Raw genomic sequence first — 14056 nt, 5'->3', positions numbered from 1 at the left:
CCGGGGCCCTCGCTCAGCGCGTCACCAGGTGCTGTCCGAGCGGATGACCACGTCCGAGCCGCCGTCGACGAAGACGACCTGCCCGCACAGGTGCGTGTTCTCCTCGCTCACGAGCCAGGCGAGCAGCCTCGCCGGGACGTCGGGGGTCATGAACCCGCCGAGCGGCATCGGCACCGTCGCGGCGATCGCCGCACGGTCCTCCTCGGTGGTGAGCATCCCCTGGGTCATGGGGGTCACCACGACCCCCGGGCCGATCGCGTTGAGCGGGATCCCCGCACCGGCCCACCCGGGCTCGGAGGCGTTGCGCCGCAGCCAGCGGCTGAGCGCGACCTTGGAGCTCGAGTACACGAGGTGCCCCTGGTCGCCGCTCACGAGCTCCGCGGCGCGGGCGAGCGACTTCGCCTCGTCGCCCGCGAGCATCGCGTCGACGAGCACCGTGTCGCACGGGTGCAGGCTCGCCATCGAGCTCGTGGCGACGGCCCGCGGCGCGGTGGATCCGGTGAGCAGCGGACGCAGGCCCTCGAGGGTCGCGAGCGCCCCGAAGTAGTTGACGGCGACCGTGGCCGGGAGCGGGAGGGCCAGCCCGGCGTTCGCGACGATCGCGTCGATCTGCCCGCCGCTGAGCGTACGGACCTGCTCCACGAGGCCGGCGCGTCCCGCGACGGTGGTGAGGTCGACCTCGACGTCGGCGTCGTGCAGGTCGACCCCGATCACGCGCTCACCGCGCGCTTCGAGGATCTGTCGGGTGGCCTGGCCGATTCCGGAGGCCGAACCGGTGATGACGACGGTGCGCATCAGAACTCCCTCGACGGGGGGCCCAGCGCCGTTGCCAGGCCGTTGCTCCCGACGCTACGGAGCGCGCCCGCAGGCGGCATCGGACCTTTGTCCCGGGGATCTCCGGGGAATGCCCGCGGCACCACGCAGGGTGCCGCGGGCCGACCTCACCGGAGGTCGCCGCCTGGGTTCACCAGGTGCTGTCGCCGCGCATCACGACGTCGGTGCCGCCGTCGATGAAGATGACCTGACCGCACAGGTGCGTGTTCTCGGGGCTGACGAGCCAGGCGAACAGCGCAGCGGCCGACTCGGCAGGCATGTAGCCGTTGAGCGGCATGGGCACGTTCGACGAGACCATGTCGCGACCCTTGTCGGTGCCGAGCATGTCGGCCGTCATCGCCGTCAGCACGACTCCGGGGGCGATCGCGTTGAGCGGGATGCCCGCACCGGCCCACTCGGGCGTCGGGGCGTTGCGCCGCAGCCAGCGGCTGAGCGCGCCCTTGCTGCTCGGGTAGATGAAGCCCTTCGGGCCGTTCTCGGTGAGCTCGACCGCGCGGGCCATGGCCTTGGCCTCGTCACCGGCGAGCGCGGCCTCGACGAGCAGGTCGTCGGGCTGGCGCAGGCTCGCCATCGAGCTCGTGGTCACGGCGCGCGGGGCGTCCGAGCCGGCCAGGAACGGGCGCAGGCCCTCGAGCGTCGCGACGGCGCCGAAGTAGTTGACAGCCATGGTCAGCGGGATCTCGTGCGAGAGGCCCGCGTTGGCCACGATTCCGTCGATCTTGCCGCCGGTGAGGTCCCCGACGCCCTCGACGAGCGCGGTGCGGCCGTCGGTGGTGCTCAGGTCGACGGTGACGTCGGCGTCGTGCAGGTCGACCCCGACCACGCGGTCACCGCGTGACTCGAGGAGCTCCTTGGTGGCCCGGCCTATCCCCGAGGCCGCGCCCGTGACGACGATTGTGCGCATGCTGACTCCTTGGTCCAGACCCGGCACGTGCCGGGCCCTGCGACGCTACGCCGGAGTTCTGGGACCAAGGGCCTACCGGCGGCGCGCGGCGCAGCGCCGGGGCGCACCCCGACGCGGTCGCCCGACCGCGCCCCGCCCCTCCACCAGGCGCCTGACCTGCGCGTCAGCTCCGCGCGGCAGCGTCGGCCGCAGCGAACACCTCACGCAGCACCGTGAGGAACGTCTCTCTCGCCTCGCGGCGCACGCTGCGCCCCACGCCGGAGACCTGCACGGTGCTGACCTGCGGTCCGAGCAGCGAACGGACCCGTTCGAGGTCCTCGGGTGCCACGAGCGACCCGTGCTCGGGCTCGCCCACGAGCACGGTGACGGGCATGTGCAGGGCGTCGAGCTCGCCGACCCAGTCGCGGCCGCGCCACTCCTGGACGCGCTCCGCGAGCCGCTGGTCCACGCTCTGCTTCGCGTGCACCCAGGGCAGCAGCTCGTCCTCGGGCCACGTCGGGTGCTCGGCGCGGGCCCGCTCGAGCAGCGTGCCCGCGTCGGCGCCCGCGAAGGACTCCAGGTACGGCGGCAGGAACTCGGGCACGCCGTCGGCTCCCGTGGCCTCCGTGCGCCACGCGGGGTCCTCGAGCACGAGGGCCGCGACGAGGGCGGGCTCGGTGAGCGCGACCTCCTCGGCGATGAGCGCCCCGAGCCCGTGCCCGACGACCACCACGGGGCGCCGGACGACCTCGCGCAGCACCGACACGACGTCGGACGCGAGCGCGCCCACCGTGAACGGCTCGGGTGACAGCGGGGTGTTCCCGTGGCCGCGAGCGTCGAGCGTGACCACGAGCCGGTCGGCCGCGAGCGGCTCGAGCAGCGGCGCGAAGACCTCGCTCGAGTCGGTGACGCTGTGCAGCAGCAGCGCGGGGGTCTTGGGCAGGCTGTGCGAGCCGTACGACGACCACGAGATGTCGCCGAGGCGCCCGTAGGCCGTCGTCGGCCCGCGGTTCACCGGGCCGTCCCGTCGACGGCGTGCGGCTCGATCGCGTCGAGCTCGGCCGCCGTGAGCGGCGGGGCGCTGAGCGCGGCGACGTTGTCCTCGAGCTGGCTGACCGAGCTCGCACCGATCACGGCGGACGTGACGCGCGCGTCGCGGAGCACCCACGACAGGGCGAGCTGCGCGAGCGACTGCCCACGTCCGCGCGCGATGTCGTCGAGCGCCCGGGCCCGCGCGAGGTACGTCGCGTCGATGCGCTCGGGCGTCAGGAAGTGGCCGACGGCGGCGCGCGACCCGCTCGGCACCTCACCCGAGAGGTAGCGGCTCGTGAGCAGACCCTGGGCGAGCGGGGAGAACACGATCATGCCGATGCCGAGGTCGCCGACCACGTCGAGCAGGGCCTCGCCGTCATCGCCCTCGGGCTGCTCGACGTGCCGGTTGAACATCGAGTAGGAGGGCTGGTGGATGAGCAGCGGGGTGCCGAGCTCCGCGAGCACGCGCTTCGCCTCACGGGTCTGCGACGGGCTGTAGTTGGAGATGCCCGCGTACAGCGCCTTGCCGCTCGTCACGGCGGTGTGCAGCGCCCCCATGGTCTCCTCGAGCGGCACGCTCGGATCGGGCCGGTGGGAGTAGAAGATGTCGACGTAGTCGACGCCCAGGCGCCCGAGCGACTGGTCGAGCGACGCCAGCAGGTACTTGCGCGAGCCGCCGTCGCCGTAGGGGCCGGGCCACATGTCGTAGCCGGCCTTGGACGAGATGACGATCTCGTCGCGGTAGGGGCGCAGGTCACGGGCCAGGTGCCGACCGAAGTTCTCCTCGGCCGAGCCGTAGGGCGGGCCGTAGTTGTTCGCCAGGTCGAAGTGCGTGATGCCCAGGTCGAACGCCCGGCGCAGGATGTCGCGCTGGGTGTCGAACGGCGTCGTGTCGCCGAAGTTGTGCCACAGCCCCAGCGACAGCGCGGGCAGGTCGAGCCCGCTGCGGCCCGCACGACGGTAGGCCATCGCGTCGTACCGGTCGTCGGCGGCCCGGTACAGGGACGGTGCAGACATCAGCTTCCTCTCGCAGGGCCCGGCTCCGCCGCGGGCGCATCTCGATCACTTTACGGCGGTGGGAGGATCACCCGGTGATGCACCTCGCCTTCTTCGAGCCCCGGATCCCGGGCAACACCGGCAGCGCGATCCGTCTGGCAGCTGCGACCGGGGCGACGCTCCACCTGGTCGAGCCGCTCGGTTTCGACCTGTCCGAGCCCAAGCTGCGGCGCGCCGGTCTGGACTACCACGACCTCGCGCACGTGGTGGTGCACCCCGATCTCGAGGACCTGCTGGCGTCGCTGCCGCAGTCCCGGGTGCTGGCGTTCACGACCCACACGACCACCCGGCACACGGACGTGGAGTACAGCGACGACGACGTGCTGCTGTTCGGGCCCGAGCCGACCGGGCTCCCCCCGGAGGTGCTCGCCCACCCGCGGGTCACCGGCCAGGTGCGCATCCCGATGCTCGCGGGGCGCCGGTCGCTCAACCTGTCGAACGCGGCGGCCATCGCGGCGTACGAGGTGTGGCGGCAGCGCGGCTTCGACGGCGGCGAGTGACGTCCGGAAGGTGACGTCCGACGCCGCCGTCACCGGCGGCAGGGGTGTGACGACGTCGAGCCTCTCGACGTCACCAAGTTGCCCGAGGGGACCATTGCCTGATGCAAGCATCTCTGATAAATTGCCTCTAGCAACTATTGAGAGGCGTGCCCCCGACCTGTGTCTACCGACGAGTCCACCGACCTGACCTACCGCACGCTCCTGGCCGCGATCGAGCGGCTCGCCAGGGTCCAGCGAGAGGTCGGCTCGCACATCGCGCGAGAGGCGGGACTCACCCGGGCGGCACTGGGCATGGTGCGCATCCTCGAACGGTGCGGCGAGCTGCCCATCAGCGAGATCGCCACCCATCTGCGTGTCGACCTGTCGGTCGCGAGCCGGCAGGTCAGCGCCCTCGTGGACGCCGGCCTGGTCGACCGCGCGCCCTCCGACCAGCCGGGCTGCGACCGGCGGGTACGCACCGTGCGCCTGACCGCCGCCGGGCACGAGCTCGCGCGGACGAGCGTCCGCACGCTCGACCGGCAGGCCGCCGAGGCGTTTGCCGGGTGGACCGCCGACGAGATCGTCGCCGCGACCGAGGCCGTGGACCGGATCGCGGCCGCGGTCGGGAGCACTCCGCACCCGCACGCCTCGTGCCGGCGGCTCGCAGCACCGACCCAGGACACGACGACGGACCCCGCCGCCGCGCCCAGCACCACCTGACCGCACAGCACCATCAGCACCACCCGCACCGCCGCACAGCACCACCGCACAGCAGCGTCGGCCCCGCCGCACGCACCCCGCCTGCCGCCGACGCCGGGCTCCACCCCACCAGCACCGAAGGACCGAGCACCCTATGGCCCAGACCCTGACCAGTCGAGCAGAGACCACGCCCGACAGCCCCGCCATGAACCACCGCGAGGTGCTGGAGGCCCTGTCCGGGATCCTCCTCGGCATGTTCGTCTCCGTGCTCGCGACGAGCGTGGTCTCGAGCTCGCTGCCGCGCGTCATCAGCGACCTCAAGGGCACGCAGTCCGCGTTCACGTGGGTCGTCACCGCGACCCTGCTCACCACGACGATCTCGACGCCCATCTGGGGCAAGCTCGCCGACCTCCTCGACCGCAAGGTGCTCATCCAGCTGGCGCTCGCCATCTCGGTGATCTCGTCCGCCGTGGCGGGCTTCTCGCAGAGCACCGAGATGCTCATCACGATGCGCGCCTTCCAGGGCATCGGCGCCGGTGGCCTCACCGCGCTCGGCACCGTCCTGATCGCCGACATCATCTCCCCGCGCGAGCGCGGCCGGTACATGGGCCTGATGGGCGGCATCATGGGCCTCGCCTCGGTGGGTGGCCCGCTCATCGGCGGCCTCATCACCGACGGCCCCGGCTGGCGCTGGAACTTCTTCATCGGGCTGCCGTTCGCGGTCGCCGCGATCATCGTGCTGCAGATGACGCTCCACCTGCCCCCGATGGCCAAGCGCAAGCTGAACATCGACTACGCGGGCGCCGCGCTGCTGTCCGTGGGCATCGCCACGCTGCTGCTGTGGGTCACGTTCGCCGGCACCCACTTCGACTGGGTGTCGTGGCAGTCCGCCGCGATGGTGGTCGGCGCGGTCCTCGTCCTCGCGGTCGCGGTCTGGGTCGAGTCCCGGGCCACCCAGCCGATCATCCCGCTGAACCTGTTCCGCAACCGCACCCTCGTGCTGGCCGTGATCGCCTCGATCGCCGTGGGCATCGCGATGTTCGGCACCTCGGTGTTCCTGAGCCAGTACATGCAGATCGCCCGCGGCAAGTCCGCCACGGCGTCCGGCCTGATCACCATCCCGATGATGCTCGGCGTGTTCCTGTCCTCGACCATCAGCGGCCGCATCATCAGCGTCACGGGCCGCTACAAGCGGTACATGATCGCCGGTGCGGCGACCCTGACCGTGGGTCTCGCACTCATGGGAACGATCCGCTACGACACGAACTTCGCGCTCGTGTGCCTGTACATGTTCGTGCTCGGTTCGGGTGTCGGCATGCTCATGCAGAACCTGGTCCTGGCCACGCAGAACACGCTCGAGACCAAGGACGTCGGCTCGGGCACCTCGACCGTCGCGTTCTTCCGCACCCTCGGCGGCGCGATGGGCGTCTCGGTGCTGGGCGCCGTGCTCGGCACCAAGGTCACCTCGCTGCTCGCCAGCGGGCTCGCTGCCCTGGGCATCGACACGTCGGTGCTGGGCGGGAGCACGTCCATCCCCAACGTCGCGACGATCCCCGAGCCGGTGCGCACGGTGGTCGAGTCCGCGTACGGCGAGGCCGTCGCGCACCTGTTCCTCATCTCCGTGCCGCTCGCGCTGGTCGCGCTGATCGCTGTGCTCTTCCTGCGCGAGGTGCCGCTGGGTGAGCGCTCGGGCGTCGAGCTGCGGCTCGCCGAGGAGGCCGCCGCGGCCGCCGCCGCACCGGCCGTCGAGGTCGCTGTCGCGACCGCCGCGACCGCTGCGGAGGCCGACGAGGTCGGCAGCACGTCCGGCACCGCCCCGTCCGGCACGGGCCGCGGTCAGGACGACTGACGACCACGTCCCCGCACGACGCAGGTCCTGACGGGGCCGGGAGCACGAGCTCCCGGCCCCGTCGGCGTTCGCCGCGCGCCATGATGTCCCTCGTGGACACCGAACCCCTCCAGCGCGTCGAGCGCGAGCTCGGGCTGCTGCTGCGCCGGGCGCACTCCTCGGCCGCCACCATGGCCCATCGCGTGCACCCCGACCTCGACCCGGGCGCGTACCCGATCCTGGCGCGGATCGCCCAGGTGCCCGGCATCCGCGCGAGCGAGATCGCCGAGCACATCGGTGTGGGGCGCGGCACGATGTCCCGACAGCTCGCGCGGCTCGAGGATCTCGGGCTCATCACGCGCACGACCGACCCCGACGACTCGCGGGGCCAGCTGATCCACCTGACCGAGGGCGGCGAGACGCGGGTGGCCGACGCCCGTGGCGCCCGGGGACGGTTCTTGCGCACCGCGCTCGACGCGTGGTCGCACGACGAGCTGGACGCCCTCGCGGCTCAGCTCACGCGGCTCAACACCGACCTCGACGAGGCCCGGCGCAGGGTCGGCTGACCCGCCGGCGACCCCGGGGTCAGCGCGACCAGGTGGTGCGCTGCCGGGCCACGGCCGCGATCGCGTCGACGCGCGGCGCCTCGAGCCGTTCGAGCAGGTTGTGGAACACGCCGGGCACGTCGCTGCGGGCCACCACGAGCGCATCGTCGGGCCGCTCGCCCGGCCGCATCTCGATGACTCCCTGCAGCACGATCACAGCGCGCACCGTGAGCTGCGAGCCGACCGCCGAGCGCAGCAGCGACTGCACCCGCGTGGCCTCGAGGTGGGCGTCGCGCAGGTACGGGACGGGCTTGTCGCTGATCGACATGGTGCGGCGTGACACCCGGATGCGCTCGCCCGGGTGGGATCGCTCGGTCACCGTGAAGATGCCGCCCGGGCCGATCAGCAGGTGGTCGACGACGGTGCCCTGACGGCCCAGCGGCACCCCGTGCACCACGTGCCAGCCGTGGGACGTGAGCCCGTCGAGCCGCAGCCGCACCGAGCCCACCCGCGCGCGGACGCCCGGCTCGTAGTCGGCCCCGTCGAGGCGTGCCAGGTCGTCCAGGTCGTCGATCGCGATGTCACGGTGGAACGGGAGCACCAGCTCGGCCACGTCCGAGCGCAGGTAGGCCTGCGCGGCCTGGCGCACGCCGTCCTCGAGGACCGGCTCGTCGACGATGACCTCGCCCGACTGGAGGTCCACGCACCCGACGCGGGCGCCCGACTCGGCCGTGACGTACAGGCGGTCGGCACCGTAGCGGCGCCATCGCCGGACGATCAGGGCCTCGTTCACGTGACCATTATCGGCACGTCCGGCGCGGGACTGAACCCGCTCGGACGCCCGACCGCCGTGGACGCGGCGTCCACCGGCGTGTCGGGCACGGCACGCCGCTCAGTCCGCGGCGGGCTCGAAGGTGAGGCTCACGGAGTTCATGCAGTAGCGGTCGCCCGTCGGGGTCTGCGGAGCGTCGTCGAACACGTGACCCAGGTGCGAGCCGCAGCGGGCGCAGCGCACCTCGGTGCGCACCATGCCCAGCGTCCGGTCCTCGATCAGCTCGACCTTGTCGCCCGCGAGCGGGGAGAAGAAGCTGGGCCACCCGCAGTGCGAGTCGAACTTGGTGTCGGAGCGGAACAGCTCCTGGCCGCACGCGCGGCACCGGTACACGCCCTCACGCTGCTCGTCGAGCAGCTCGCCCGTCCACGGACGCTCGGTGTCCGCGAGGCGCAGCACCCGGAACGCGGCCGGGTCGAGCTCTGCCCGCCACTGCGCGTCGTCCTTGCTGACCTCGTACGTGCTCTCGCCGCTGCTCGTCATGCCCGGTGCAACCGTGCCTGCCGGGCCGGAATTCCCGCGCTGCACCACGGCAGCGGACAGGGTGCGGACGGCGAGAGGGCCCGCACGCAGGGCCGGACCGTGGGGTCCGGGCCGCTGCGTGCGGGCCCTCTCGTCAGGTAGAGCGGGTGCTGCGGGGTCCTGCCAGATCAGCGGCCGCGACGGCTACCGGCCGACGAGCCCATCGACATGCCCACCGCGCCGCTGCGGCCCGACGAGCCGCTGCCGGGGGTCGCGGTCGAGTGCACCGGACGCGAACCGCCGGTCGCGGTACGGGGCGCCGCGGACGACGCGCTGCGGCCACGGCCACGGCCACCACCCTGGCCACCGCCCGCGGAACCCGAGCCCTGGACCGAGCCGGAGCCCTGACCGGTGCCCGCACCGCGACCACGGCCACCGCGGCGGCGACGCGTGCCGTCGGCCGCACCGGCCTCGCGCGACGGGGCGCCACCACGGCGACCCTCGGCGACGGGCGCGACGGCGGCGGGCTTGACGTACTCGGCGACCTCGCCGACGAGCCGGGCCACCAGGGACGAGCCCGGGAACACCTTCTGCGGCTGCACGTCGATCTTCGCCTGACGGGTCAGGACACGGACGTCACCGGCCTGCTCGGGGAGCATGACCGTGACGACGTCGCCGCCCGAACCGGCGCGGGCGGTACGGCCCGAGCGGTGCAGGTACGCCTTGTGCTCTGCCGGCGGGTCCACGTGCACCACGAGCTCGATGTCGTCGACGTGGATGCCGCGCGCTGCGATGTCCGTCGCGACGAGCACCCGGACCGCGCCCGAGGAGAACGCCTCGAGGTTGCGCTCACGCGCCGGCTGGCTGAGGTTGCCGTGGAGGTCCACCGCGGGGATGCCCGTCGCGGTGAGCGTCTTCGCGAGCTTCTTGGCCTGGTGCTTGGTGCGCGTGAAGAGCAGGCGGCGACCGGTGCCCGAGGCGAGCTCGTTGATGACGAGGCGCTTGGCCTCGGCGTCGGAGACGGCCAGCACGTGGTGCGTCATCTTCGCGACGGGCGACTCGGCCGAGTCGACCGAGTGGGTCAGCGGCTCGTGCAGGTAGCGCTTGACGAGCTGGTCCACCCCGTTGTCGAGCGTCGCGGAGAACAGCAGCCGCTGGCCCTTCGTGGGGGTCTGGTCCATGAGGCGCTTGACGCCGGGCAGGAAGCCGAGGTCGGCCATGTGGTCGGCCTCGTCGAGCACGGTGATCTCGACGCCCTCGAGCGTCAGGAGGCGCTGCTTGATGAGGTCCTCGAGGCGGCCGGGGCACGCGACGAGGATGTCGACGCCACCGTTGAGGGCGCTGACCTGGCGGTTCTGGGACACGCCGCCGAAGACGGTGGTCAGGCTCAGGCGCTCGGCACGGGCCAGCGGCTCGAGCGTCGCGGCGATCTGCGTCGCGAGCTCACGGGTCGGTGCGAGCACCAGGCCGCGGGGGCGGGCCGGGCGGCGCGCGCCGGTCGACGCGGCGAGCCGGGCGACCATCGGCAGCGAGAACGCGAGCGTCTTGCCCGAGCCGGTACGGCCGCGGCCGAGCACGTCGCGACCCGCGAGCGTGTCGGGCAGCGTGGCGGTCTGGATGGGGAACGGGGCGGTGATGCCCTGAGCGGTGAGGGCGGCGACGAGGGTCTCGGGCACGCCAAGAGCAGAGAACGACATGAAGAAGGGCGCCTTTCCGGCGGTTGGGAACGGTCGGGGCTCGCGGCGGCATGCGGGGATGTCTCCCGCCGGTGCTCCACGACGTCGGACGCGCGAGAAAGGGCGCATCTACACCCCCATTGTGCCCTATGGATCTGCCGGCACCGACCATCGGCCGCCCCGGGGCCTGTCGCGGACCCCTGTGGAGCGCACCGAAATGCACCCGAACGAGCGTCTCCAGAACAGTCATGCCCGACCGACCGGGACCGATAGGACATCGAGCGCCGGTGCCCGACCTGCGCCGTCGCGCCGAGAAAGGACACCGTCGTGGCTCTCCCGAGCACCGTCCTCGTGCTGTCACCGTGGACGGCCGGCTTCTACTTCGGCGCGATCCTGTCCGGCATCACCCGCGACGTCGCCGGCCGCGGCGGACGTGTCGTCGTGTCCCAGACCACCGACGCGGACCGGGTGGACGACTCGGGCATCGAAGCCCCGCTCTACACGAGCCACGTCGCGTGGGACCACGCGGACGGCGCGATCGCGGTCGCCGGGGCGACCCGTAACGAGTACCTCGAGGAGCTGCGGGCTGCGGGCAAGCGCGTGACCCTCGCGAGCAACCGCGTCGGCGGCTTCGACGCACCCGTCGCGATGCCCGACAACGAGGGCGGGACCCGGGCGGCCGTGCAGCACCTGATCGAGCACGGCCACACCCGCATCGGCTTCGGCGGCAACCTCTCGAACTCCGACATCCGCGAGCGCTACACGGCGTACCACGAGACGCTCGTCGAGCACGGTCTCGAGCCCGACCCCAACGACTTCTACCCTGCGGTCGACAACGTGGAGACCGGAGGCGTGAGCATCGCCGAGGCGTTCCTGCGCCAGGAGTCGCGCCCCACTGCCGTGGTCGTGGCGACCGACCGCAACGCCCTGACGTTCATGCAGGCCGTGCTCGCGGCCGACCTCGACGTCCCCCGGGACGTGGCGGTCGTGGGCTACGACAACGTCGAGGCCGGGGCCTTCTCGTCCCCTCCGCTGTCGACCGTCGACCAGCGCTTCGACCGCATCGGGTCGCTCGCCTCACGCCTGCTGCACCAGCAGCTGGAGGGCGAGCACATCGACGCCGTCGAGCACCCGGCCTCCGCGCGGGTCGTGACCCGCGCGTCGTGCGGGTGCGCGGGGAACGGCCACCACGAGGAGCCGGACGGGATCGCCGCAGCCGAGCCCGCCCAGCGGCTGATGGCCCGGCTCACGCAGGCGCTGGTCAACTCCGCGAGCTCGGCCCTCGTGACGTCCGCGGTCGCCGAGGCGCACCAGGCGATCGTCGCCGTCGCCGACGGCGTTGTGCGCGAGGGCGCGCGGGCGGAGCCCTCGCACGACGTCCTCAAGGCGATCCTCACGCCGCTCTCGGCGCACATCGAGGTGCCGATCGTGCTCCAGCACGTCGAGCGCGCCATCACGCTGTACCTGCGCGAGCTCACGGCCACCACCGACCCGGAGGACGCCCCCACGCACGCGGCGCTGCTCAACATGACGGCCCGGACGTCGATCGTGCTCTGGCACCTGCAGACCGGCCTGTACCTGGGGCGGGTGGCCGTGCTCGAGGCGTCGCTGCACGAGCAGTACAACATCGGGGTGCGCCTGCTCGGGTCGCACACCGCGGACCCGCGGCGGCTCGACTGGCTCGCCGGCTCGCACGTGCGGGCCGGTGTGCTCGCGCTGTGGAACGGCGAGGACCTCGTGATCGAGGGCGTGCACGACCCCGAGGGGCGCCTCGGGGACCTCCGCGGGACCGTGACCACCACCCCGGTCTTCCCGCCGGCTGCGATGGTCGCCGCGTCCGACCCCGCCCAGGGCGAGGTCGTCTACGTCCTGCCCCTGCGCCGGCGGGGCGGCCGCGACTGGGGCCTGCTCGCCGTGACCGGGCCCGTCGACACGACCTCGGGCCGCGAGACGTACAACCACTGGGCCGCGCTGCTGTGCGAGGCGTTCGACCAGGAGGCGCTGCTCGAGACCTTGCGCTCGAGCGAGGAGCGCCACGGGCTCCTCGCCCGGGCGATGAACGAGGGCCTGTGGGAGTGGTCCAACGACGGCGCGAGCGTCATGTCCTCCCGCTGCCGCGCGCTGCTCGGCTTGGGCGAGGACGGCAGCGACGAGGTGCTGACGTGGCACGAGCACATCGACCCCGACGACTTCGCGGCGTTGCGTCGTGAGGTCCAGTCCGTGCTCGACGGCGACAAGCACCTCGCCGAGATCGAGGTCCGCTACCGGGGCCCGCGCGACGCCGAGCCCCGCTGGCTGCTGCTCCGCGCGATGCCCGTCCCCGGTCAGGGCCGCGGGATGCGGCGGGTGCTCGGGTCGCTGAGCGACATCGACGACCGCAAGCGGCTCGAGGAGCGGCTGCGGCACAACGCGATGTACGACGCGGCGACAGGGCTCCCCAACCGTCGCATGTTCCTCGAACGGCTCGAGCGCAGCATCGAACGCTGGCAGGAGACGCGGACACCGTTCGCCGTCGTCTTCCTCGACCTCGACCGCTTCAAGGTGGTCAACGACTCGCTGGGCCACCAGGCGGGCGACCTGCTGCTCAGGGGCGTCAGCGACCGGCTGCGGGGCGTGCTGCGCAGCCAGGACACCGCGGCCCGCTTCGGGGGCGACGAGTTCGCGATCCTGATCGACGGTGTCGTCCCCGACGCCATCCCGGCCATCGCGCGCCGCATCCAGGACAGCCTCTCGCGGCCCGTCGAGGTCGAGGGCCACGCGCTGTGGGTGACCGCGAGCCTCGGCATCACGTCGTCGTCGGTCGACTACCGCTCGGCCGACGACGTGCTGCGCGACGCGGACACCGCGATGTACCACGCGAAGTCCCACGAGCCCGGCACGCTCTCCTACTTCGACGCGGCGATGCACGCCGAGGCGCTGCACCACGTGCACCTGCAGGCCGCCGTCCAGGACGGCCTGGACCGCGGCGAGTTCGAGGTGTTCTACCAGCCGATCGTGCAGCTCACGCAGGCTCCGGTCGGGCGGTTCGAGGCGCTGGTGCGCTGGAACCACCCCGACCGCGGCGTGCTGCTGCCCGGCGAGTTCCTGCCCCTGATGGAGGAGACGGGCCTCGTGGTGCGCCTCGGCCTGCAGGTCATCGCTGACGTGTGCGCGCAGATCGCCGCGTGGCGCGCCACCTACGACGGCCCGGTCAACGTGAGCATCAACGTCTCCGACCGCGAGTTCTGGCACGCGGGGCTCGTGGACCACGTCCGCGCGTGCCTGGCTCGGCACGGCCTCGAGCCCTCGTGCCTCACGATGGAGGTGACCGAGGGCGTGATCATGCGCCGCCCCGAGCTCGCGCAGCAGCTCATGTCACGCATGCGCGAGGCGGGGCTGCGGCTGCACATCGACGACTTCGGCGCGGGCCACTCGTCGCTCCAGACGCTGCACCGCTACCCGGTCGAGGCCCTCAAGATCGACAGGTCGTTCGTGCACGAGCTCGTCGAGGGCAAGCAGAGCCGCGAGCTCGTGCGGGCCATCGTCGCGATGGGTGGCGCGCTCGGGCTCGAGGTCATCGCCGAGGGCATCGAGACGCCCGAACAGCTCGCGGTGCTGCGCGAGGTCGGCTGCGACATCGGGCAGGGGTTCCTGTTCGACCAGGCCGTGCGCGGGGACCGCGCAGCCGAGCTGCTGGGTCATTCGTTCGCGGCGCTCGCCCTTGCGGACCACCCGGTGGTCGTCGGGTAGC

At 72.6% G+C, this 14056-nt stretch carries 12 protein-coding genes; 5 read left to right on the top strand and 7 right to left on the bottom strand.

The features are described 5' to 3' along the window. Positions 1 to 21 precede the first annotated feature (21 nt). The 4 genes from ACGIF2_RS12580 to ACGIF2_RS12565 all read right to left on the bottom strand — a co-directional run bounded on the left by ACGIF2_RS12580 (position 22) and on the right by ACGIF2_RS12565 (position 3766). Complete coding sequence (locus tag ACGIF2_RS12580; protein ID WP_396047094.1) at positions 22 to 795, bottom strand: SDR family oxidoreductase; 774 nt, start codon at positions 793 to 795, stop codon at positions 22 to 24. Positions 796 to 964: 169 nt separating this feature from the next. Beyond that, on the bottom strand, positions 965 to 1738 hold the full coding sequence (locus ACGIF2_RS12575) for an SDR family oxidoreductase (protein ID WP_396047092.1): 774 nt from the start codon (positions 1736 to 1738) through the stop codon (positions 965 to 967). Between the two features lie 163 nt (positions 1739 to 1901). After that, the gene (locus ACGIF2_RS12570; protein ID WP_396047090.1) at positions 1902 to 2732 is read right to left on the bottom strand and encodes an alpha/beta fold hydrolase; all 831 of its coding nucleotides are present in this window, start codon (positions 2730 to 2732) and stop codon (positions 1902 to 1904) included. Beyond that, positions 2729 to 3766 (bottom strand): aldo/keto reductase, encoded by a 1038-nt coding sequence (locus tag ACGIF2_RS12565; RefSeq protein ID WP_396047088.1) that lies wholly within the window; start codon positions 3764 to 3766, stop codon positions 2729 to 2731. Before ACGIF2_RS12565 ends, ACGIF2_RS12570 begins: the two co-directional genes overlap by 4 nt. 77 nt (positions 3767 to 3843) lie before the next feature. Here ACGIF2_RS12565 and ACGIF2_RS12560 point away from each other — a divergent pair, with 77 nt between their 5' ends. From ACGIF2_RS12560 to ACGIF2_RS12545, 4 genes are all read left to right on the top strand, one after another. Beyond that, positions 3844 to 4305 (top strand): tRNA (cytidine(34)-2'-O)-methyltransferase, encoded by a 462-nt coding sequence (locus ACGIF2_RS12560; RefSeq protein ID WP_396047100.1) that lies wholly within the window; start codon positions 3844 to 3846, stop codon positions 4303 to 4305. 159 nt (positions 4306 to 4464) lie between these two features. Then, positions 4465 to 5004 (top strand): MarR family winged helix-turn-helix transcriptional regulator, encoded by a 540-nt coding sequence (locus ACGIF2_RS12555; RefSeq protein ID WP_396047086.1) that lies wholly within the window; start codon positions 4465 to 4467, stop codon positions 5002 to 5004. A gap of 133 nt (positions 5005 to 5137) precedes the next feature. Then, positions 5138 to 6832 (top strand): MFS transporter, encoded by a 1695-nt coding sequence (locus tag ACGIF2_RS12550; RefSeq protein WP_396047084.1) that lies wholly within the window; start codon positions 5138 to 5140, stop codon positions 6830 to 6832. Between the two features lie 83 nt (positions 6833 to 6915). Continuing rightward, complete coding sequence (locus ACGIF2_RS12545; protein ID WP_396047098.1) at positions 6916 to 7377, top strand: MarR family winged helix-turn-helix transcriptional regulator; 462 nt, start codon at positions 6916 to 6918, stop codon at positions 7375 to 7377. Positions 7378 to 7396: 19 nt separating this feature from the next. Here ACGIF2_RS12545 and ACGIF2_RS12540 read toward each other — a convergent pair whose 3' ends face one another. From ACGIF2_RS12540 to ACGIF2_RS12530, 3 genes are all read right to left on the bottom strand, one after another. Continuing rightward, the gene (locus ACGIF2_RS12540) at positions 7397 to 8149 is read right to left on the bottom strand and encodes a nuclease-related domain-containing protein (protein WP_396047082.1); all 753 of its coding nucleotides are present in this window, start codon (positions 8147 to 8149) and stop codon (positions 7397 to 7399) included. Positions 8150 to 8248: 99 nt separating this feature from the next. Further along, entirely contained in the window at positions 8249 to 8671 is a 423-nt protein-coding gene (gene msrB, locus ACGIF2_RS12535) for a peptide-methionine (R)-S-oxide reductase MsrB (protein WP_396047080.1), read from the bottom strand. Between the two features lie 167 nt (positions 8672 to 8838). Continuing rightward, positions 8839 to 10347 (bottom strand): DEAD/DEAH box helicase, encoded by a 1509-nt coding sequence (locus tag ACGIF2_RS12530; RefSeq protein ID WP_396047078.1) that lies wholly within the window; start codon positions 10345 to 10347, stop codon positions 8839 to 8841. A gap of 306 nt (positions 10348 to 10653) precedes the next feature. Here ACGIF2_RS12530 and ACGIF2_RS12525 point away from each other — a divergent pair, with 306 nt between their 5' ends. Then, a complete protein-coding gene (locus tag ACGIF2_RS12525; RefSeq protein ID WP_396047075.1) occupies positions 10654 to 14055 on the top strand; it encodes an EAL domain-containing protein in 3402 nt (1133 codons plus the stop codon). Position 14056 lies beyond the last annotated feature (1 nt).

Source organism: Cellulomonas sp. P22, from assembly GCF_044392165.1.
The sequence above is the reverse complement of the archived record's forward strand: the minus strand, read 5'-3'. Positions and strand labels throughout refer to the sequence as shown.

What these genes read in the sequence shown, in the direction of transcription:
- ACGIF2_RS12580 (WP_396047094.1), bottom strand. Translation starts at nt 795, where the DNA reads ATGCGCACCGTCGTCATCACCGGTTCGGCCTCCGGAATCGGCCAGGCC.
- ACGIF2_RS12575 (WP_396047092.1), bottom strand. Translation starts at nt 1,738, where the DNA reads ATGCGCACAATCGTCGTCACGGGCGCGGCCTCGGGGATAGGCCGGGCC.
- ACGIF2_RS12565 (WP_396047088.1), bottom strand. Translation starts at nt 3,766, where the DNA reads ATGTCTGCACCGTCCCTGTACCGGGCCGCCGACGACCGGTACGACGCG.
- ACGIF2_RS12560 (WP_396047100.1), top strand. Translation starts at nt 3,844, where the DNA reads ATGCACCTCGCCTTCTTCGAGCCCCGGATCCCGGGCAACACCGGCAGC.
- ACGIF2_RS12550 (WP_396047084.1), top strand. Translation starts at nt 5,138, where the DNA reads ATGGCCCAGACCCTGACCAGTCGAGCAGAGACCACGCCCGACAGCCCC.
- ACGIF2_RS12545 (WP_396047098.1), top strand. Translation starts at nt 6,916, where the DNA reads ATGTCCCTCGTGGACACCGAACCCCTCCAGCGCGTCGAGCGCGAGCTC.
- msrB (WP_396047080.1), bottom strand. Translation starts at nt 8,671, where the DNA reads ATGACGAGCAGCGGCGAGAGCACGTACGAGGTCAGCAAGGACGACGCG.
- ACGIF2_RS12530 (WP_396047078.1), bottom strand. Translation starts at nt 10,347, where the DNA reads ATGTCGTTCTCTGCTCTTGGCGTGCCCGAGACCCTCGTCGCCGCCCTC.